At 68.8% G+C, this 20,176-nt stretch carries 15 protein-coding genes; 10 read left to right on the top strand and 5 right to left on the bottom strand.

Translation table 11 applies throughout. From position 1 onward, the window contains the following. Positions 1–66: 66 nt before the first annotated feature. Positions 67–1,195, top strand: a protein-coding gene (gene prfB, locus HNR01_RS02665; RefSeq protein WP_153873777.1) for a peptide chain release factor 2 whose coding sequence is annotated in 2 segments (ribosomal slippage) — positions 67–135 and positions 137–1,195 — 1,128 coding nt in all. Because the reading frame shifts where the segments join, the coding sequence is not laid out codon by codon here. An 87-nt stretch (positions 1,196–1,282) separates the two neighbouring features. On the opposite strand, the gene HNR01_RS02660 is transcribed toward prfB, so the two are convergent. Both HNR01_RS02660 and HNR01_RS02655 read right to left on the bottom strand, forming a co-directional pair. Continuing rightward, on the bottom strand, positions 1,283–2,458 hold the full coding sequence (locus HNR01_RS02660) for a M23 family metallopeptidase (protein ID WP_183666471.1): 1,176 nt from the start codon (positions 2,456–2,458) through the stop codon (positions 1,283–1,285). 176 nt (positions 2,459–2,634) lie between these two features. Continuing rightward, a complete protein-coding gene (locus tag HNR01_RS02655) occupies positions 2,635–3,102 on the bottom strand; it encodes a peroxiredoxin (RefSeq protein ID WP_183666469.1) in 468 nt (155 codons plus the stop codon). A 150-nt stretch (positions 3,103–3,252) separates the two neighbouring features. Between HNR01_RS02655 and HNR01_RS02650 the strand changes: the two genes are divergently transcribed. Further along, the gene (locus HNR01_RS02650; protein WP_183666467.1) at positions 3,253–6,693 is read left to right on the top strand and encodes an AsmA-like C-terminal region-containing protein; all 3,441 of its coding nucleotides are present in this window, start codon (positions 3,253–3,255) and stop codon (positions 6,691–6,693) included. Between the two features lie 110 nt (positions 6,694–6,803). Here HNR01_RS02650 and HNR01_RS02645 read toward each other — a convergent pair whose 3' ends face one another. Together HNR01_RS02645 and tyrS are read right to left on the bottom strand one after the other, a co-directional pair. After that, the gene (locus HNR01_RS02645) at positions 6,804–8,735 is read right to left on the bottom strand and encodes a methyl-accepting chemotaxis protein (RefSeq protein WP_246417374.1); all 1,932 of its coding nucleotides are present in this window, start codon (positions 8,733–8,735) and stop codon (positions 6,804–6,806) included. A 724-nt stretch (positions 8,736–9,459) separates the two neighbouring features. After that, the gene (gene tyrS, locus HNR01_RS02640; RefSeq protein ID WP_153873782.1) at positions 9,460–10,731 is read right to left on the bottom strand and encodes a tyrosine--tRNA ligase; all 1,272 of its coding nucleotides are present in this window, start codon (positions 10,729–10,731) and stop codon (positions 9,460–9,462) included. 127 nt (positions 10,732–10,858) lie between these two features. On the opposite strand from tyrS, the gene HNR01_RS02635 reads away from it, so the two are divergent. From HNR01_RS02635 to HNR01_RS02615, 5 genes are all read left to right on the top strand, one after another. Beyond that, positions 10,859–11,992, top strand: a complete 1,134-nt coding sequence (locus HNR01_RS02635) for an anhydro-N-acetylmuramic acid kinase (protein ID WP_183666463.1) — start codon at positions 10,859–10,861, stop codon at positions 11,990–11,992. Then, positions 11,989–12,582, top strand: coding sequence for a DUF3578 domain-containing protein (locus HNR01_RS02630; RefSeq protein ID WP_183666461.1), 594 nt, complete (start codon positions 11,989–11,991; stop codon positions 12,580–12,582). Before HNR01_RS02635 ends, HNR01_RS02630 begins: the two co-directional genes overlap by 4 nt. A gap of 65 nt (positions 12,583–12,647) precedes the next feature. Further along, positions 12,648–13,748 (top strand): chorismate synthase, encoded by a 1,101-nt coding sequence (gene aroC / locus HNR01_RS02625; protein WP_183666459.1) that lies wholly within the window; start codon positions 12,648–12,650, stop codon positions 13,746–13,748. A gap of 35 nt (positions 13,749–13,783) precedes the next feature. Further along, positions 13,784–14,860 carry a 3,4-dihydroxy-2-butanone-4-phosphate synthase gene (gene ribB, locus HNR01_RS02620; RefSeq protein WP_183666457.1) on the top strand — a complete coding sequence of 359 codons (1,077 nt, stop codon included), beginning with the start codon at positions 13,784–13,786 and terminating at the stop codon, positions 14,858–14,860. 99 nt (positions 14,861–14,959) lie between these two features. Beyond that, complete coding sequence (locus tag HNR01_RS02615) at positions 14,960–15,193, top strand: zinc ribbon domain-containing protein (RefSeq protein ID WP_017486248.1); 234 nt, start codon at positions 14,960–14,962, stop codon at positions 15,191–15,193. 125 nt (positions 15,194–15,318) lie between these two features. Here HNR01_RS02615 and HNR01_RS02610 read toward each other — a convergent pair whose 3' ends face one another. Beyond that, entirely contained in the window at positions 15,319–16,248 is a 930-nt protein-coding gene (locus tag HNR01_RS02610; RefSeq protein WP_026105792.1) for a histone deacetylase family protein, read from the bottom strand. Positions 16,249–16,601: 353 nt separating this feature from the next. On the opposite strand from HNR01_RS02610, the gene HNR01_RS02605 reads away from it, so the two are divergent. From HNR01_RS02605 to HNR01_RS02595, 3 genes are all read left to right on the top strand, one after another. Next, the gene (locus HNR01_RS02605; RefSeq protein ID WP_153873831.1) at positions 16,602–17,252 is read left to right on the top strand and encodes a L,D-transpeptidase; all 651 of its coding nucleotides are present in this window, start codon (positions 16,602–16,604) and stop codon (positions 17,250–17,252) included. A 172-nt stretch (positions 17,253–17,424) separates the two neighbouring features. Continuing rightward, a complete protein-coding gene (locus HNR01_RS02600) occupies positions 17,425–17,868 on the top strand; it encodes a hypothetical protein (protein WP_183666456.1) in 444 nt (147 codons plus the stop codon). A 227-nt stretch (positions 17,869–18,095) separates the two neighbouring features. After that, positions 18,096–20,099 (top strand): acetyl-CoA carboxylase biotin carboxylase subunit, encoded by a 2,004-nt coding sequence (locus HNR01_RS02595; RefSeq protein ID WP_183666454.1) that lies wholly within the window; start codon positions 18,096–18,098, stop codon positions 20,097–20,099. Positions 20,100–20,176 lie beyond the last annotated feature (77 nt).

Raw genomic sequence — 20,176 nt, 5'->3', positions numbered from 1 at the left:
CGGTTTACAGGGCGGGAGCCGCCCGGTATCACCCCCGGCCACACCGACATATGAGTTTCACACCAGATGCGCGCCGAGATCGAGCAGGCCTCGGATGCCGCCAAGCAGTCTATAGGGCTGCTGAGGAGGCATCTTTGACTGGGACACCGTCGATAAACGCCTCGCGGAGCTGAACGCCGCGTCCGAGAACCCCGACCTCTGGAACGATCCGGAGGCGGCGCAGAAGGTCATGCGCGAGCGCCAGGAGCTCGACGAGGCCGTCACCGCGATCAAGAAGCTCGAGCAGGAGCTCGAGGACGCCGCGACGCTGATCGAGCTCGGCGAGATGGAGGGCGACCAAGCCTCCATCACCGAGGGCGAGAACGCGATCAAGGCGGTCGAGAAGGAGGCCGCGAGCCGGCAGGTCGAGACCCTGCTCTCGGGCGAGGCCGACGGCTTCGACACCTATCTCGAAGTCCATGCCGGCGCCGGCGGCACCGAGAGCCAGGACTGGGCCAACATGCTCCAGCGCATGTATGCCCGCTGGGCCGAGCGCCGGAAGTTCAAGGTCGAGATCGTCGAGATGACCGACGGCGAAGAGGCCGGGATCAAGGGCGCCACGCTCCTGATCAAGGGCCACAACGCCTATGGCTGGCTCAAGACCGAGTCCGGCGTGCACCGCCTCGTGCGGATCTCGCCCTACGACTCGAACGCGCGGCGGCACACCAGCTTCGCCAGCGTCTGGGTCTACCCGGTCATCGACGACCGGATCGAGATCGAGATCAAGGAATCGGACTGCCGCATCGACACCTATCGGTCGTCGGGCGCGGGCGGCCAGCACGTCAACACGACGGACTCGGCGGTGCGCATCACGCACAACCCGACCGGCATCGTGGTGGCCTGTCAGCAGGAGCGTTCGCAGCACAAGAACCGGGCCACCGCCTGGAACATGCTGCGCGCCCGCCTGTACGAGCTAGAGCTGAAGAAGCGCGAGGAGAAGGCCAACGCCGAGGCCGCCGCCAAGACCGATATCGGCTGGGGCCATCAGATCCGCTCCTACGTGCTGCAGCCCTATCAGCTCGTGAAGGATCTGCGCACCGGCACCCAATCGACCGACCCGGACGAGGTGCTCGACGGCGATCTCGACCCGTTCATGGAAGCCTCGCTGGCGCAGCGCGTCTATGGCGGAGGCGAGGAAGTGTCGGACATCGATTGACTGCCTTCGCGATCCCGGCCTTCCGTCGGGATCGCGACGCCGTCGCTCGCGAGACGGTTCGCGGCGCGACACCAATCCGCGAAGAAATCAATCCGCGAAGACGAGTTGAGCTCCGGCGCGGAGGAAGCGCTGCGGATCGACCGGCTCGCCGTCGATGCGGGTCTCGTAATGCAGGTGGCTGCCGGTGGACCGGCCGGTCGAGCCCGCGAACCCGACCACGGCGCCCGCCTCGACCCGCTGTCCGACCGCGACGGCGGTGCCGGAGAGATGCGCGTATCGGGTGACGAGGCCGCGGCCGTGATCGACCTCGACCATGGTGCCGTAGCCGCCGGCATGCTCGGCCGCCGTCACCCGCCCGGCGGCGGTTGCCTGGACCGGGGCGCCGGTCTCGGCGCGCATGTCGACGCCGGTGTGGAGCGCGTAGCCTCGGGTGAAGGGATCGAGCCGCGCGCCGAAGCTGCTGGTGAAGGTGAGCTCACCCGGCAGAGGCTGGCGGAAGGGCAGGGCAGCGGCCACGCGGCGCAGATGCGTCTCCTCGTCGATCTGGCGTCGGGCATCCGCGAGGGCGCTCTCGAAGGCGTCGGATCCGAGTGGAACCAGAGGACCGCCGACGCCCGACGGCGGCGCGTCGAAGCGGGCGGGCGAGAGACCGGTGCGGGCGATCAGGTCGCGAAACCGCTCGGCGCTGCGCGCAGCCTGCAGCCCGATGCCGGCTACGGCGCGCGATTGAGATTCGGCGACGCGATGAAGCGCATCCTCCAGACGCGACAGCCGCCCGGCCGTATCGCGGCCGGCCTCTTCCGCGCGGTCCTCGCCCCTCATGCGCAGCTCCGGCGTCGGGAACGGTTTCTGGACCCGCGGGGCCGGCTGGGCCACCGGGACGGGAGCGGGCAGGGGGCCGTCGAGGCCTGCGGCCGCCGCGCCGAAGCCGGACAGCAGCCCCTGGCGCTTCTCGATCAGGGCCTGCCGCTCGATCAGCGCCGCGAGCCGGCTTTCGACATTGCCGCGGGCCGCGACGCTCTCGGCCGCCGAACGGTCGAGGGCGCGCTGCAGGATGCCGAGCCGCTCCTCGTAGGCGAACTGCATCGCGCTCTGGCGGGAGACGAAGCGCGCCAGCACCTCGTCGTGGAAGACAAGATAGTAACTCGCGGCCGCGGCCCAGAGCGTCGAGACGGCGAGTCCGAGGCCGAGGGCGACGACGAGATGGCGGTGGGGGAAGAGGGAGAGGCCGGCCCTGATGCCGGCCCGGACAGTCGAAGTCATGGCACGTCGGTCGTTCGGGTACGCCGCCGATGTCAGACGATTAAGGTTAAGGAAGTCTGCCGCGTTCTCACCGGGCCGGCGCCGTAACGATACGCCGGATCCCGGTTTGCGAATCACCGTTTCCAGAATCGGGACGGAGCGGCCCCGCGACGAACTTCAGCAACGGCTTCGCGGGATCACGCGAGCGCCTCGGCCGCCGCCAGAACCTCCTCGACATGGCCCGGTACTTTGACCTTGTTCCAGATCCGGGCGATGTTCCCCTCACGGTCGATCAGCAGTGTCGTACGTTCCACACCCATGTATTTGCGACCATACATACTCTTCTCGACCCAGACCCCGTAGGTCTCCAGCATCGATTTGGCCTCATCCGACGCGAGTGGAAACGTCAGACCGTATTTCGCTCGGAACTTGTCGTGACTTTTGACGGAATCGGGGGATACCCCGACCACGACGGTCCCGGCCGCGGCAAAAGCCTCGCTCTGGGCGTTGAAGTTCTGCGCCTCCAGGGTGCAGCCGCTCGTGTCGTCCTTGGGGTAGAAATAAAGCACGATCTTTTGACCGCGCAGGCTCTCCAGAGAGATGGTCTCTCCGCCCGCCCCGGGTAACGCGAACAGGGGCGCGGCATTGCCCGTCTCCAGCGGCATCTCGCCTTCCTTTCGGCCGATTGATGGTGTGCCTCATCTGATGCACGCAGACCTCCTGGGACGCCATGCCGGAGTGGCTCGAATCCTGAGGACAGGCGCCGCGGCAAACGGACCTCCGCCCGAACCAGCGGGTGCAGCAGCGAACGAGTGATGGATCAGGAAACGGCCAGGACCCTGCTCCAGGAGACGGTCGAGCCGCGTGCGCCGCGCAAAGCGCGCCGTCGGCGCCGACCGCTGCTCTGGTGCTCGCTGCTGCTGGTGTTCCTGCTCGGGCTCGGAGGCGGGCTCGTCGTCCTGCGGCTGTCGCAGGGGCCGCTGCGCATCGACGGCCTCACGCATCAGGTCGCCGAGGCCGTGGCGGGCCGCTTCGGCCCGGGATGGCGGGTGGCCTTGAGCGACAGCGCGCTCGAACTCGACAGCGAATCGTCGCTGGCGCTGCGGGTCGGCGGGCTCGACATCTACAACCCGGAAGGCGCCCTGGTGGTGCGCGCTCCGCTCGCGGTCGTCAGCCTCGACACCTGGAGCCTGCTGCGCCTCTCGGTCCAGCCACGCTCGATCGAGTTCCGCGACATCGAGATGACTGCCCTCGTCCACGACGACGGCTCCATCGCCTTCGCGGCCTCGGCGCCGGCGCGAGGGGAGGCGGCCAAGCCCCAAACCCTTCCGAGCGTGGACGCCGCCCGCGGCATCGTCTCGCCGGTTTCGGCGGCGGTCGCCTCGATCTTCGGCGTCGTGCTCGATCCGGCCGGCGTCATTGGCGCCCTCGACCGGGCACGGATCACCAATGGTCGCCTGACCCTGGTGGATGACGCGCGGCACCAGGCGAGCTTCGAGCGGGTGAACGGCCTGTTCCGCCGCGGCACGAGCGACGATTCGCGCGTATTCGAGCTGCGCATCGACGGCCCTCACGGCGAGTGGCGCTTCGGCGGGCGCGTCCACGAGGCCGGGGAGGGCCGGCGCGCGGGCGTGATCACCCTGGACGACCTGCCCATCACCGATCTGCTGCTGTTGTCCGGCCGCTCGAAGATGCCGGTGGATACCGACCTCAAGCTCTCGGCCAAGGCCGACGTGACGCTGTCCGGCGGGCGCATCCAGACGATGAAGGCCGAGGTGAAGACCGGCGGCGGCACGCTCCTCATCGACGAGAAGGACTTCAACCCGGTCGTCATCGACGAATTGCGCGCCGAGGCGGCCTGGGACGAGGAGCGGCGCGCCCTCGCCATCTCGGCCATCGACTACAAGGGCGGCGGCAACGACGCGCACCTGACCGGCGCCTTCGCCATCGGGCCGCCCGGGGCCGAGGATGCCTGGACCCTGGATTTCGCCGGAAAGGATGCCCTGCTGCGCGGCGCGGCCCGGAGCGATCCCTCCTTCCGCGTCGGCGAGATCACCGGCCGGCTCACGGGGCGGGCCGGCGGCGTGAACATCGAGTCGATCGCGATCGCGGGCGACGGTCTGCACGGGCGCCTGAGCGGCACCGTCGGCACAAGGGCCGATGACGACGGCATCACTCTGCACATCGTTGCCGGCGACACCGACGGCCGGAAGGCGCTGCGGCTGTGGCCCGAGAACATCGCGCCCGGCGTGCGCAACTACCTCGTGGACGAGCTGCGCGGCGGACGGCTCGATCGGGCCGACATCCAAATCGACATGAGCGGCCCGGAACTCGCCGCCGCCACCCGTGGCGACCCGATGCCGGATCAGGCGCTCAACATCGCCTTCGCGGTCTCGGACGCGAATCTGACCATCTCGCAGGACGCCCCGCCGCTGAGCCATGGCCGGGTCACCGGCACGATCACCGGCCGCAGCACGACCATCCAGAACGCCACCGCCGAGATCCGCCTCTCCGACACGCGGGCCCTGTCGATCTCGGATGCCTCCTTCCTCATCCGCGATCCGCAGCCGGACAAGATCATCGCCCAGCTCGGCCTGCGGCTGTCCGGATCGGCCGATTCCCTGGCCGCGCTCCTCGAAACCCCGATGTTCAAGGGGCTCACGGGGGCCGAGATCGACCCGGCCACGATCAAGGGCAAGGCGGACCTGCGGCTCGACGTGCCGCTCAACCTCAAGCACGTCCCCGATCTGGCCGAGATGCCGGTGACGCTGACTGGGTCGCTCACCGAGTTCAGCATGGACCGGGCGGTCGGCAAGGACCGCTTCGAGGCGGGCCGCTTCACACTCTCGTTCGACCGCAGCGGCTTCGTCCTGAAGGGCGACGGCAAGCTGCTCGGCGCGGCCGTCGCGATCGACCTGCGGCAGCCCAAACCCGGCAGCCCAGGCGAGGCGGTGGTGAGCCTCGCCCTCGACGATGCCTTCCGGGCCCGACGCGGCCTTCCCACCGCTCCGCAGCTCGGCGGCGTCATCCCGGCCCGCGTGATCGTGCCGGTGGGACGCCCTGCCTCCGCCGGCAAGCCGCCGGCCCGCGTCGAGGCGGACCTCACGCGAGCCTCGATCAACGGCCTGCTCCCGGGCTGGAACAAGCCCGCGGGCAAGGCCGGGCGACTCGGCTTCACCCTGGTGGAGGCGGCCGGCGGCGGGATGGAGTTGCGCGACATCACCCTCGATGCCGCCCCGGCGCTCGCCCGCGGCAGCGCCACGCTCTCCGGGGAGGGCAACCTGGAGCGGGCGGACCTGACGACGCTGAAGCTGTCGCCGGGCGACGACATGCGCGTCAGCCTCGACCGGGCCGGCTCGACCTACAAAGTGGCGGTGAAAGGAGCGGTCATCGATGCGCGGCCCTTCCTCAAGGGGCTGACGGGCGACGACAGCAAGGCGGGCAAGGATCCCGGCAAGGAGATCGAGGCCGACGTCGCCGCCAGCATCGTGGCCGGTTTCAACGGCGAGTCGCTGACCAATGCGACCCTCAAGGCGAGCTTCAAGGGGGGTGACCTCCGCGCCGCACAGTTCAAGGGCCGCTTCGGCGCCGCCCCGCTCAGCGCCGTCGTCCGAAGCGAGCGCGGCGCGCCGCTGCTCACTCTCGATTCTTCCGATTCCGGCGCGACCTTGCGCTTCCTCGACATCTACAAGCGGATGTATGGCGGACGGCTGGCGCTCAACGTCTATCTCAACGACGGCCCGCAGGCCGGCGTCGTCCAGATCAAGGACTTCGCCCTGCGCAACGAGCCCGCCCTGTCGAGCATCGTCGCCCAGGCGCCGCCGCCCTCCGACGGACGGCGGGCGGCTCCGAACGCCAACGATGTCGGCTTCGACACGATGCGGGCGAATTTCACCCGCAACGGCCCGCGTGTGAGTTTCTCCGACGCGGCGATCTCCAACGCGGCGATGGGCTTCACCGCCGGCGGCTGGCTCGACACGGCCAAGGAGCGCACGCAGATCGACGGCACCTTCGTGCCGCTCTACGGGCTCAACAACGTGGTGGCGCAGGTGCCGCTGTTCGGGCCGCTGCTGGCGGGCGGCAGCAACGAGGGCCTGTTCGCGGTCAATTTCAACGTCTCGGGTCCGATCGCCAAGCCGACGGTGAACGTGAACCCGCTCTCCGCCGTCGCTCCCGGATTTCTCCGAAAACTCTTCGGTGCCGGAAGCGGCGACGCCTTCGCCAACGGTGCGGGGCAGGGCGGCCCGGAGCGTTAGGATCAGCGCCTGAGCCGACGCGACGGTGTTGAGGGGCGCCCGCAGGTTGTCGCATGCCCCCGCACCGGTGCGAGCGGGCGGGAGCCTGCTTCGTGATCCGGCGCGGTTCGTCAGGCCGCGCGCACGGTGGCGAGGAAGCGCCCGACCTCGGCATTGAGGTGCTCGGACTGACGCGACAGTTCGGACGCCGCACCGAGCACCTGGCTGGCCGCTGCGCCCGTCTCCTCGGACGCGCGGGCGACGCCCGCGATGTTCGTCGTCACCTCGCCCGTGCCCGCCGACGCCTGGGTCACGTTGCGCACGATCTCCTGGGTGGCCGCGCCCTGCTCCTCCACCGCCGCCGCGATCGAGGCCGCCACGCCCGCGATTTCGCGGATGCGGGTTCCGATGCCGCCGATGGCGCCCACCGCCTGATCCGTCGAGCCCTGGATCCGACCGATCTGGGCCGAGATTTCCTCAGTCGCCCGCGCGGTCTGGTCGGCCAGCGCCTTGACCTCGGCGGCCACCACCGCGAAGCCGCGCCCCGCCTCACCGGCTCGAGCCGCCTCGATGGTGGCGTTGAGCGCCAGCAGGTTCGTCTGCCCAGCGATCTGGGAGATCAGCGCCACCACGTCGCCGATGCGGCTGGCCGCCTGGGCCAGATCCTGGACGAGCCCGGCCGTCGCGTTGGCCTCGGCCACCGCGGCTTGCGCCAAGCCGGCCGAACCTGAGACCTGCCGACCGATCTCGGACACCGAGGAGCCGAGTTCTTCGGCGGCCGCCGCGACGGTGTTGACGTTGGCGGCAGCCTGCTCGGCGGCGGCTGCCACGCTCGTGGACTGGGTTGCCGTCTGTCCGGCGGTGGCGCTCATGCTCTGAGCGGTGGCCTGCAGTTCGCTCGCCGCCGCGGAAACCATCCCGATGACGCCACCCACCGCGGCCTCGAAGCCGTCCGCCATCTGGCGCATCCCGGCCTTGCGCTGCTCCTCGGCCGAGGCCCGCGCGAGAACCGTCTCCTCTTCCAGTTGACGGTTGCGGATCAGGTTGTCCTTGAAGACCTGCACGGCCCTTGCCATGGCGCCGACCTCGTCCCGCCGCTGCCGGAACGGGATCTCGAAGCCCACATCCGCCTCCGCGAGACGCGTCATGATGCCCGTCATGGCGGTGAGCGGCTTGGCAACGCCGCGGATGACCCAGAGCACGCCGCCGCCGACGAGGACGAGCACCGCGAGGCAGAGAAGGCCCTGCCAGAGAAGATGCTGCTGCGCAGTCTCGGCCGCTGCCTGCGCCATCGCATCGAGTTCCGACACGGAGACCAGAACGACCTCGGCCAGCTGATCGAGTCCGACATTGAATTGCGAGCGGTATGCGCTGACCGCCGGCCGCTCGAGCGACTTGTCCGAGAGAGCCGGCACGATCGTGCGGGTTCGATCCGCAGCAACGCCATCGAAGTAGCGGCTCTGTGCGGTCCTCATCGAGGCCTTGAGAGGCTCACGACCGAGCATGTTCTCGACGATCCCCTGCATGATCTTGAAGATGAACTTCGTCTCCCGATCCAGGGCGTTGAACTCGGTGAGCTGCGCCGGTGCGATCAACTTGTCCTGCGCAAGGACATCGATGACGATCAGGGTCGCGTCACCCGCGGAGTTGCGCGCAGCCCAACCCAGCTCCCGAACCCGCAGCAGGTTCGAGAAGCGCGCATCGACCTCGCGGATGCGCTTCTCGGTTCGCGCAATCACCCCCTCGATCGCCCTCAGGAGATCGGTGGCTTGTGCAGCGATCCTGCGCGAGAGGGCAGCGTCGCGTCCCGACAGGGGTTTGGCGAGGGCGGCGTCGGCCTCGCGACGTGTCTGCACCCAGCGCTCGTAATGCTCCGTGACGCCCCGCAGATCCAGCGTGCTCTCATCCGACAGGCCGGATCCGATCAGCTCGCCTGCGCCGGCCATCGCCTCATCGACGACCTTGCGGCGTGCCGCCATGTCCGCAAGGTTGGCGGCGGCATTTGCGGTCTCAAGCGACAGGGCGGAGGTCGTGGCACCGCGCTCGTAGCGCAAGCTGTGCATGCTGCGGGTCAGGACAGAGTCGAGTGAGGCAAGACTTTGGGCATGCGCCGCATTCTGCCGTTCGCGCCACGCTCCGAGGAGACTAGACCCGGCAAAACTTGTAACCGCGAGGCCCAGCACGGCAATGATGCTGATGAGACGAAATTTGATCGACATGAGATCCGACTGGGCAGGGAGGGCTGTGCGCAGTTCGAATAGACGATCACAAAGTTTAATATATGCTTATGTTATTTTTGCCTTCAGAAAGACATGCAATGGCAGTCAATAGACCCATAAAACAACCTGAGCGTGCATAATACCGATTTGCCCTATGCAAGTGCTCGCAAGCACGCGCATTCGATCTTGTGACCGAGGTTTGTTTTCTGCACGGACGCACGCTGTTTTGGGAAATTCTGCCCAAAATCTATCGCCGTTCATGACGACGACGAGCCTTTTCGGTGATCCGGAGATCAGACTTGGCGAGGCCCTTCCCTCATCGAATCGTGCCTCGATCTGTCGAGCAGATGCCAACGGACCCCGTGCACGGCGGCGGCGCTCCACGACGGATCGCGCGCGAGAGAGAGGGCCGGCCGCGCAAGGCCTCTTGAACACGCAGCCGTCCGGATCGGGTCGAGGCCGCAGGGCGGCGTTTCCGTCCGCCCCGGCCATCGCGGATGAGCATTGCGAACGTCAAGTTCCAACCCCGCACGCGCCGCTGCCGGGCCGCCGCGTTTGCCGGAAGAGGCTATTCCGGCCGAAGCAGTACGTGCTTCTTGCGCCCGAACGAGAGCTTGATCACGCCCTCCGCCGTCAGGTCGGACGGGCGCAGCACCGCCTTCTCGTCGCCCACCTGCACATCGTTGACCCGCAGGCCCCCGCCCTTGATCTGGCGGCGCGCCTCGCTGGTGGACGGCACCAGCCGCGCGTAGTCCGGGCCGAACGCGGTCAGGACGCCGAGACCAGCCTCCAGCACCGCGGCCGGCACGGCAATCGTCGGCAGGGACTGTGCGAGCGTGCCTTCCACGAAGGTCTTGCGGGCGGTCTCGGCGGCGGCGGCGGCAGCTTCCGCCCCGTGCATCAGGCCCGTCGCCTCGGTGGCGAGGATCGCCTTGGCCTCGTTGATTTCCGCGCCGCGAAGTGCGGCGAGACGCTCGATCTCGGGGAGCGGCAGCAGCGTGAACAGCTTGAGGAAGCGGCCGACATCGGCATCCTCGGTGTTCCGCCAGAACTGCCAGTAATCGTAGGGCGAGAGCATCCCCGCATCGAGCCACACCGCGCCGGCCGCCGTCTTGCCCATCTTGGCGCCCGACGACGTGGTCAGCAGCGGGCAGGTCAGGGCGTAGAGCTGCGGCGTGCCCATGCGGCGGCCGAGATCGATGCCGTTGACGATGTTGCCCCACTGGTCCGAGCCGCCCATCTGCAGGCGGGTGCCGAAGCGGCGGTTCAACTCCACGAAGTCGTAGGACTGGAGGATCATGTAGTTGAATTCGAGGAATGAGAGTTCCTGGTCGCGCTCCAGCCGCAGCCGCACGCTGTCCATCGACATCATACGGTTGACCGAGAAGTGCCGGCCGATGTCGCGCAGCATCTCGATGTAGTTGAGCTTCGTCAGCCACTCGGCGTTGTCGACCATGACCGCGCCGTTGCCGCCCTCGTCGAAGGAGAGGAAGCGCGAGAACGTCTGCTTGATCCCTTCCTTGTTGGCCTCGATCTGTTCCAGCGTCAGGATCTTGCGCGCCTCGTCGCGTCCCGATGGGTCGCCGACGCGGGTGGTGCCGCCGCCCATGAGCACCACCGGCTTGCCGCCGGTCTGCTGCAGCCAGTGCAGCATCATGATCGAGAGCAGGTGGCCGACATGGAGCGAGGCCGCCGTGCAGTCGTATCCGGTATAGGTGGTGAGGCCGCCCTCCGCTGCGAGCGCATCGATGCCGGCGAGGTCGGAGGCCTGATGGATATAGCCGCGCTCCTGCAGCACCCGGATGAAGTCGGATTTCGGCGCGAAGCTCTCGGCGGTCATCGTGATCGGTCTCGGATTGTGTGGCGGCGCGACACGGGCGCGGCCGGAATGCTAACCCTGCGACGGGAAGCGCTCGCGCGCGCTCTTAGCAGGGCAAGCCGCGAAAGACACGGGGGAGAGGGCGGCCATGGCGATGAAACGCGCGATCGGCCTGATGAGCGGAACCTCGCTGGACGGGATCGACGTGGCGCTGATCGAAAGCGACGGCGAGCGGGTCCGCGTCGTGAAATCCGCCAACGGCTTCATCGACCCGCTCGGACCGACGGGCTATCGCGGCTACAGCGAGGCCGAGAAGACGCTGCTGCGCGAGGCGACCCGCGACGCCGAAGTGATTGACCACCGCAACGACCGGCCCGGACGCCTGCCGGAGGCGGAAGACTTCGTCACCCGCGCCCATGCCGAGGCCATCGAAGCGTTCCTGGCGGCCAACGGCTTGAGCGCGGCGGATATCGACATCGTCGGCTTCCACGGTCAAACGGTGATCCACCGGCCCAAGCTCGGCCTCACCGTACAGATCGGCGACGGCGCGGCGCTGGCCCGGCGCCTCGGCATCCGCGTGGTGTCGGACCTGCGTGCCAACGACGTGGCCGAGGGGGGACAGGGCGCGCCGCTGGTGCCGGTGTTCCACAAGGCTCTGGCCGAGGCGGCCGGCTTCGCCGGTCCGCTTGGCATCCTCAACATCGGCGGTCTCGCCAACGCGACCCTGATCGATTCGAGCGGGACCATGCTCGCCTTCGATACGGGGCCGGGCAACGGGCCGATCAACGACTGGATGAAGGAGCGCACCGGCCGGGATTTCGACGAGGACGGCGCCACCGCCGCCCGCGGCAGGGTGGACGAGGAACTGCTCGAGAACCTGCTCGGCCATCCGCTGATCCTGCGCGCGCCGCCGAAATCGCTGGACCGAAACTGGTTCTCGCACCGGCTCGCCGGCTATCTCACGGTCGAGGACGGGGCGGCGACACTCACGGCCTTTGCCGCCCACGCCGTCGCGCGCAGTCTCGCCTTCGCGAGCGAGCGCCCGACGCGCTGGATCGTCGGCGGCGGGGGAGCGAGGAACCGGACGCTGATGGCGATGCTGGAGCGGCTTCTCGAAGCGGAAGTCATGAACGCCGACGCGATCGGCTGGTCATCGGACTTCCTCGAAGCCCAGGCCTTCGCCTATCTCGCCCTGCGGGCGCTGGAGGGCCTGCCGCTCACCTATCCGACGACGACGGGGGTGGCCGCGCCGGTCACGGGCGGCATCGTCTGCGAGCCGTGAGCCTCGGCTACGCCCTGCGCCGCATCGTCGAGGAATACCCGCTCGCGCGCACCGACCCGCCGGCCGGGCACCCGCTCGCACACGTGATCCGAAAAGGGGCGCCGGACGAGCTGCGCCGTGCGCTGGCGCCGCTCGACGGCCCGTTCCTGGTCAAGGGCAGCCCTGGACGCGGCAGCCACTGGGCCGCGGTGCCGTGGCTCGCGGTGTTCGATCCCGCCGTGACGACGAGCGCGACCCGCGGCTACTACCTCGTCTACCTCTTCCCGGCGCACCGGCAGGCGGTGCATCTCTCGCTGGCACAGGGCACGGTGGCGGCGATCCGCGAGCACGGGCCGAGATCGGGCGACCATCTGCGCGCCAGCGGCGCGCGGCTGCGGCTGCGCCTCTCGGACTTCTCGAAGGATCTGCCGGTGGCGTCGATCGCCCTCGGCAGCGCCGGTGAATTGCCCGAGGGCTACGAGGCCGCCCACATCCTCGGCCTGAGCTACGATCTCGATGCGCTGGCCGACGAGCGACGGCTGCAGGCCGACCTCGCCACGGGTCTCGCCGCCTACCGGGCGCTGAAGGCGCGCGGCGGGCTCACGCCGTGAGGCCGGTCGGGTGCCGCAGCCGAACGCTGGCCCTTCGCGGCATCCCGCGCTAAGGCACGCGCGCCATGTCGCACAACACCTTCGGCCACCTGTTCCGCGTCACCACCTTCGGCGAGAGCCATGGGGTGGCGCTCGGCTGCGTGGTGGACGGCTGCCCGCCCGGCCTTACGCTGGAGGCCGAGGAGATCCAGGCCGAGCTCGACCGGCGCAAACCCGGCCAATCGCGCTTCACCACGCAGCGGCGCGAGCTCGATCAGGTGAAGATCCTCTCGGGCGTGTTCAGCGACGACCGCACCGGCGGGCGCCAGCTCACCACCGGCACGCCGATCGCGCTGATGATCGAGAACACCGATCAGCGCTCGAAGGACTATTCCGAGATCCGCGACAGCTACCGGCCCGGTCACGCCGACTACACCTACGACGCCAAGTACGGCATCCGCGATTATCGCGGCGGCGGACGCTCCTCCGCCCGCGAGACGGCGGCGCGGGTCGCCGCCGGTGCGATCGCGCGCAAGGTGATCCCCGGAATCACCATCCGCGCCGCCCTCGTGCAGATGGGCCCGCACGCCATCGACCGCGCCAACTGGGATTGGGCCGAGGTCGGCAACAATCCGTTCTTCTGTCCGGACGCACGGGCGGCGGCGCTCTACGAAACCTATCTCGACGGCATCCGGAAGGACGGCTCGTCCGTCGGGGCCGTGATCGAAGTGGTCGCCGAGGGCGTGCCCCCCGGCCTCGGCGCGCCGATCTACGGCAAGCTCGATGCGGATCTGGCCGCGGCGATGATGTCGATCAACGCAGTCAAGGGCGTCGAGATCGGCGACGGATTCGCCGCGGCGGCGCTTCGGGGCGAGGACAACGCCGACGAGATGCGCGCCGGCAATGACGGCCGCCCGCGCTTTCTCGCCAACCATGCCGGGGGCATCCTGGGCGGCATCTCGTCGGGCGAGCCGATCGTGGTGCGCTTTGCCGTGAAGCCCACCTCCTCGATCCTGACGCCGCGTCGCAGCGTGAACCGCGACGGCGGCGAGATCGACCTCATCACCAAGGGCCGCCACGATCCCTGCGTCGGCATCCGCGCCGTGCCGGTTGCCGAGGCGATGATGGCGTGCGTGCTGGCCGATCACTATCTCCGCCACCGCGGGCAGGTCGGCAACCAAGCCTGACCGGCCCCCTGGAACCGCTGAACGAGACGAAGCCCGTGCCCCATTGCAGCGTCACCGAGGCCATCGAGGCCTTCGCCCGCGGCGAGATCGTGGTCGTCACCGACGACGACGACCGCGAGAACGAGGGCGACCTCGTCGTCGCCGCCTCACTCTGCACGCCGGAGAAGATGGCCTTCATCATCCGCAACACTTGCGGCATCGTCTGTGCGCCGATCACCCTCGACGAGGCGCGCCGCCTGCACCTCGACCCGATGGTGGCCTCGAACGACGCCCCGCTCGGCACGGCCTTCACCGTGACGGTGGACGTGCGCCACGGGCTCACCACCGGCATCTCGGCCGAGCAGCGCTGCAACACCGTCCGCGCGCTTGCCAACGGCAATATGGGCGCGGGCGACTTCGTGCGGCCCGGCCACGTCTTCCCGCTGATCGCCCGCGATGGCGGCGTGCTGATGCGCTCCGGCCATACCGAGGCTGCGGTCGACCTTTGCAAGCTCGCCAACGTCCCGCCGGTCGGCGTGATCTGCGAGCTCGCCAACGACGACGGCACCGTGATGAAGGGGCCGCAGATCGACGCCTTCGCCGAGCAGCACGGCCTCAAGCGCGTCTCGGTCGCCGACCTGATCGCCTACCGTCAGGCCCGCGACCGGCTGGTGGAACGGGTCGGCACCTTCCCGGTCAAGACCGAGTTCGGTGCGATGACCGGCTATGCCTATGTCACGCCGTTCGAGCCCATCCAGCAATTCGCCTTCGTGCACGGCGCCATCGGCGACGGCCGCAACGTGCCGGTGCGCCTGCACCGCTCCAACGTCGTCGCCGACGTGATCGAGGGCGGAGGGCAGATCGAGAGCGTGATGCGGCGCTTCGCCAAGGAAGGCCGCGGCATCCTCGTCTATCTCCGCGACGGCACAGCGGGCGTCCCGCTCAACCGCTACGTCGACGAGGGCGCCGAGGCGCAGCGCGTGCGCCAGTGGCGCGAGGTGGGCCTCGGTGCGCAGATCCTGCGCGACCTCGGCGTGGTCTCGATCCGCAACCTGTCCTCCTCGTCGCGCTCCTATGTCGGCCTGTCGGGCTTCGGCATCGAGCTGGTGAGCGAGGAGCCGCTGGACGGCTGAAGGCAGGGGCGCCTGCCCCCCCTTGCGGCCAAGCGCGGCCGTTCCCAGTTCCTCATGGAGGTGGCTCATTCTGCCGCCGGTTGCGGAAAAGGAGCGCGCATGGTCCTCGTCGCCTGTCCCGCCTGCGATCACCGCATCTCCGAGAAAGCGGTCGCCTGCCCGTCCTGCGGGCACCCCGGAGGCCAGAGCGACCGGCACGGCCTCGTGCCGGCGTTGGGCCGCGTCGCCGGAACCTACGTCTCCGCCAACGCAATCACCGGAGCGATCCTCGGCAGCGTGATGTTCGTGAGCTTCGCCGCCGTTCTCATCACCCTGATCCTGACCCACCGATAGGCCGCCAGAGCACGTTGCGACGAAGTGGGTGACCCGTTCGTCGGAAGGATGCGCGTCACAGCAAGCACCTCAGGACGCCGACCGGACGAGATCGGGTCGGCGTCTCGAGGCCGGGGCGGGTCCCGTCACCGCCCCATCAGCGCGTCCACGTGCGCGGCCACCGAACGGGCAAGCCCGTCGAGGCTGTAGCCGCCCTCCAGGATCGAGACGACCCGGCCGCCCGCGTGGCGGTCGGCGACGTCCATAAGCCGGCGCGTGGCCCAACCGAAATCCGCCTCTTCGAGCTGGATGTTGGCCAGCGGATCGAGCTTGTGCGCGTCGAATCCGGCCGAGATCACGATGAGATCGGGGGCGAACGCGTCGAGCCGCGGCAGGATCCGCGCCTCGAACGCTTCGCGGAAGAGCTCGCTGCCGTCGAAGGCTTTCAGCGGGGCATTGACGATGGTGTCGTGGTCGCCCCGCTCCCCCGTTCCGCCCGTGCCGGGAAACAGCGGCATCTGGTGGGTCGAGGCATACATCACGGTTCTGTCGCCCCAGAAGATGTCCTGAGAGCCGTTGCCGTGGTGGACGTCGAAATCCACCAGCGCGACGCGCGAGGCGCCGAACGCTCTCTGGGCGTGGCGCACGGCGATCGCGGCATGGTTGAACAGGCAGAAGCCCATGGCGCGGTCGCGTTCGGCGTGGTGGCCGGGGGGACGCATCCCGACGAACGCGTTGGTGCACTCGCCCTTCATCACCGCATCGACGGCGTGGTTCGATCCACCGATCGCGTGCAGGCAGGTGCTGAGTGTGCCCGGCGACATCAGCGTGTCGCCGTCGATCTGGAAGAAGCCTTCGTCCGGCGAGGCCGCGACGATGGTCTCGACGAAGGCCGCGGTGTGGACGAGTTCGGCGACGGACGGCTCCGCCTTCGGCGCGTGGCAGCGGACGAGGGCGGCGAAGCGCTCGTTCTCGAGGGCCCGCTCCACTGCCTGCATGCGGGCGGGCCGCTCCGGATGGCCGGTCGGAACCACGTGTTCGGCGGCGCTCGGATGGGTGACGTAAAGGGTGCTCAGGGCCGTTTCTCCCGGGTGCGCGAAACGGTGAGGCCGGGGGCCGGCGATCCCGCTTCGTCACGCGCCGCCCTGCGGGGGCAGGGCAACCATGTTGTTGCCGATGCGGCGTTTCCGGCGACCGCCAGGTTTGCCGTTCTCATTGCCTCGAACTTGTCGATCTTGTCGCCCGCACGCAACAGGGCAAACCGGAAGAACGCTCTGGATCACGTTCTTCCACAACGAGCCGCCTCGGGCTGTCGGCCGGCCTAAGCTTGGCCGTAAACACCCGCTCAACCTGCGGTCGTTTCCTCCTGCGACAGCCACCTGCCATGCGCCCCTTAACGATGCGCCCCTTGTCGATGCGCCCCTTGTCGATGCGCCCCTTGCCCGCCCGGCTCCTCCTCGCGGGGCTGCTCCCCGTGGCCGCCGGTCTGGCCGCCTGCCAGTCGCAGACGGCGCAGATCGCGGCGCCGGCCGAGGCGGTTGCTGCCCTGCCCGCCGTGCCACAGCTGCCGCCGGGGCCGGAACGCGACGCGGCGTGGATGAAGCTCGCGCCGAAAGCACCCCTCGATCCGGCGCTCGCCCGCACCACCGTCGATTTCGCGACCCGCGAGCCGGTCGGCACCATCGTCGTCGAGACGGCGGAGCGGCGGCTCTATCTCGTCCAGCCCGGCGGCAAGGCGATGCGCTACCCGGTCTCCGTCGGCCGGGCCGGGCTCGCATGGACAGGGCGGGCCGAGATCGACCGCAAGCTCGAATGGCCGGACTGGAATCCAGCCCCGGAAATGATCGGCCGCCACCCCGACCTGCCGCCCCGGCTGGAGGGCGGCCCGTTCAGCCCGATCGGAGCCCGCGCCCTCTACCTCGCGCAGGATCGCAAGGACACGCTCTACCGCATCCACGGCACCAACGAGCCGGAGACGATCGGGCAGGCAGTCTCCTCCGGCTGCATCCGCATGCTCAACGAAGACGTGATGGACCTCTACGGGCGCGTGCCTGTGGGGACGAAGGTCGTGGTGCGATGAAGAGAGTCTTACTTCTCGCGAGCAAGATTTCCGAAAGGCTCAATCGTGAGCAGCCGTTTACCTGAACACGGGTTCAGATTTGGCCATTAACCTCTTCGAGCGTTGTCGGTCCGTATTGTCAGCACAGACACGGACAAACACCGGCGACAACGAGCCGGGGAGGCATCAAATCATGACCAACACGGCGCTTGAACTGTTCTGCACCCGCATCGTCGATGCCGGCCGCCTGACCCAGGACGACGTCCGCGAACTCGCCCGCGAGATCCTCCCGGACGGCATCATGGGCCGTGAAGAGGCCGACCTGCTGCTGGCGCTGGACCGCGCCGTCGCCGACACCCATGAGGGCTTCGCCGCCTTCGTCACGGCGGAAGTGGTGAACTTCGCAGTCTACGGCGAGCGCCCCACCGGAATCATCACCCGAGAGATGTCCGCGTGGCTGTCCGCCTCCATCGCCGGCCGCAAGGGTCCGACCGCCCTCGGCAGCCGCATCGCCCTGGAGATCGTGCGCGAGGCCGAGACCAGCGACGAGACCCTGATCGCCTTCGCCCTCAGGGCCAAGAGCGCGACGGCCAAGCCCGTCGAGTGCCGCACCGGCCGCCTGCCCTGCGCTGCATGATGAATTCAGTTTTGAGGTGAGTTGCACCTCCGACCTCCGGGTCGCGGCCAGCATCCGAGCCTTGCTGAAATTCGAATTGGCAGCCCCTCAATCGAATTTCACCCAAGCTGGCCTTTTGGAGGGTGCGGCACAGCTTCCCCATACCGCGCAACTGCTTTATCGGGATGCGTTCGGGCCTGCCTTCGGGAGGGGCGGGCCGAGACAGTCTCCCTCAAGAAGCGGCTGCGATGTTCGATAAGATCCTGATTGCCAACCGGGGCGAGATCGCCTGCCGTATCATCAAGACTGCCCGGAAGATGGGCATCAAGACGGTGGCCGTCTACTCGGACGCCGACCGCGACGCGGTCCACGTGGCGATGGCCGACGAGGCCGTGCATATCGGCCCGGCGCCGGCGGCCCAGTCCTATCTCCTGATCGACAAGATCATCGACGCCTGCAAGCGGACCGGCGCCCAGGCCGTCCATCCGGGCTACGGCTTCCTCTCCGAGCGCGAGGCGTTCCCGAAGGCGCTGGCGGAAGCCGGCATCGTCTTCATCGGCCCGAATCCCGGCGCCATCGCCGCCATGGGCGACAAGATCGAGTCGAAGAAGGCGGCCGCCGCGGCCAAGGTCTCGACGGTGCCGGGCTTCCTCGGCGTGATCGAGAGCCCGGAGCACGCCGTGAAGATCGCCGACGAGATCGGCTATCCGGTGATGATCAAGGCCTCCGCCGGCGGCGGCGGCAAGGGCATGCGCATCGCCGAATCGGCCGATGAGGTCGCGGAAGGCTTCGCCCGCGCCAAGTCCGAGGCCTCGTCCTCCTTCGGCGACGACCGCGTCTTCATCGAGAAGTTCATCACCGATCCGCGGCACATCGAGATCCAGGTGATCGGCGACAAGCACGGCAACGTGGTCTATCTCGGCGAGCGCGAGTGCTCGATCCAGCGCCGCAACCAGAAGGTCATCGAGGAGGCGCCGTCTCCGCTCCTCGACGAGGAGACCCGCCGCAAGATGGGCGAGCAGGCCGTCGCCCTCGCCAAGGCGGTGAACTACGACTCCGCCGGCACCGTCGAGTTCGTCGCCGGCCAGGACAAGTCGTTCTACTTCCTCGAAATGAACACCCGCCTGCAGGTGGAGCATCCTGTCACCGAGATGATCACCGGGCTCGATCTCGTCGAGCTGATGATCCGGGTGGCCGCCGGAGAGAAGCTGCCGCTGGCGCAGAACGAGGTGAAGCTCAACGGCTGGGCGGTGGAGAGCCGCGTCTACGCCGAGGATCCGACCCGCAACTTCCTGCCCTCGATCGGCCGGCTCACGGTCTACCAGCCGCCGGAGGAGGGTCCGCTCGGCGACGCCATCGTGCGCAACGATACCGGCGTGGAGGAGGGCGGCGAGATCGCGATCCACTACGATCCGATGATCGCCAAGCTCGTGACCTGGGCGCCGACCCGCCTCGAGGCGATCGAGGCGCAGGCCACCGCCCTCGACGCCTTCGCCATCGACGGCATCCGCCACAACATCCCCTTCCTCGCCACCCTGATGGCCCATCCGCGCTGGCGCGAGGGCCGGCTCTCCACCGGCTTCATCAAGGAGGAGTTTCCGGAGGGCTTCACCGCTCCCGCGCCCGAGGGGCAGGTCGCCCGGCGGCTCGCCGCGGTGGCGGCGGCGATCGACCACAAGCTCAACATCCGCAAGCGCGGCATCTCCGGTCAGATGCGCGACCCGAGCCTGCTGACCTTCCAGCGCGAGCGCGTCGTGGTGCTCTCTGGCCAGCGCTTCAACGTCACCGTCGATCATGCCGGCGACGATCTGCTCGTGACCTTCGACGACGGCACGCAGGCTCCGGTGCGCAGCGACTGGCGCCCCGGCGCGCCGGTCTGGAGCGGCACGGTCACCGGCGAGCCGGTGGCGATCCAGGTTCGGCCGCTCCTCAACGGCGTGTTCCTGCAGCACGCGGGCGCGGCGGCGGAAGGGCGGGTCTTCACCCGCCGCGAGGCCGAACTCGCCGACCTGATGCCGGTCAAGGAGAATGCCGGCTCCGGCAAGCAACTGCTCTGCCCGATGCCGGGACTGGTCAAGCAGATCATGGTCACGGAAGGCCAGGAGGTGAAGAACGGCGAGCCCCTGGCCATCGTCGAGGCGATGAAGATGGAGAACGTCCTGCGGGCCGAGCGCGACGGCACCGTCTCCAAGATCGCCGCCAAGGAAGGCGACAGCCTTGCGGTGGATGCCGTGATCTTGGAGTTTGCCTGATCCGCGCTGCGGCGGCGCGTGGCTCTCTAGCGGTCGCGGTGATCGGCGACTGACGCCGATCACCACCTGAGCTTTGG

This window comes from Methylorubrum rhodesianum (genome assembly GCF_014199985.1).
GTDB lineage: Bacteria > Pseudomonadota > Alphaproteobacteria > Rhizobiales > Beijerinckiaceae > Methylobacterium > Methylobacterium rhodesianum.
Note: the sequence above shows the minus strand (reverse complement) of the source record. Positions and strands in the feature narration are given on the sequence as shown.

Bases quoted from the DNA above. Each gene is read 5' to 3' on its own strand.
- HNR01_RS02660 (WP_183666471.1), bottom strand. From the start codon at position 2,458: ATGACTTCGACTGTCCGGGCCGGCATCAGGGCCGGCCTCTCCCTCTTC.
- HNR01_RS02655 (WP_183666469.1), bottom strand. From the start codon at position 3,102: ATGCCGCTGGAGACGGGCAATGCCGCGCCCCTGTTCGCGTTACCCGGG.
- HNR01_RS02650 (WP_183666467.1), top strand. From the start codon at position 3,253: ATGGATCAGGAAACGGCCAGGACCCTGCTCCAGGAGACGGTCGAGCCG.
- HNR01_RS02645 (WP_246417374.1), bottom strand. From the start codon at position 8,735: ATGCACAGCTTGCGCTACGAGCGCGGTGCCACGACCTCCGCCCTGTCG.
- tyrS (WP_153873782.1), bottom strand. From the start codon at position 10,731: ATGACCGCCGAGAGCTTCGCGCCGAAATCCGACTTCATCCGGGTGCTG.
- HNR01_RS02635 (WP_183666463.1), top strand. From the start codon at position 10,859: ATGGCGATGAAACGCGCGATCGGCCTGATGAGCGGAACCTCGCTGGAC.
- aroC (WP_183666459.1), top strand. From the start codon at position 12,648: ATGTCGCACAACACCTTCGGCCACCTGTTCCGCGTCACCACCTTCGGC.
- HNR01_RS02615 (WP_017486248.1), top strand. From the start codon at position 14,960: ATGGTCCTCGTCGCCTGTCCCGCCTGCGATCACCGCATCTCCGAGAAA.
- HNR01_RS02605 (WP_153873831.1), top strand. From the start codon at position 16,602: ATGCGCCCCTTGCCCGCCCGGCTCCTCCTCGCGGGGCTGCTCCCCGTG.
- HNR01_RS02600 (WP_183666456.1), top strand. From the start codon at position 17,425: ATGACCAACACGGCGCTTGAACTGTTCTGCACCCGCATCGTCGATGCC.
- HNR01_RS02595 (WP_183666454.1), top strand. From the start codon at position 18,096: ATGTTCGATAAGATCCTGATTGCCAACCGGGGCGAGATCGCCTGCCGT.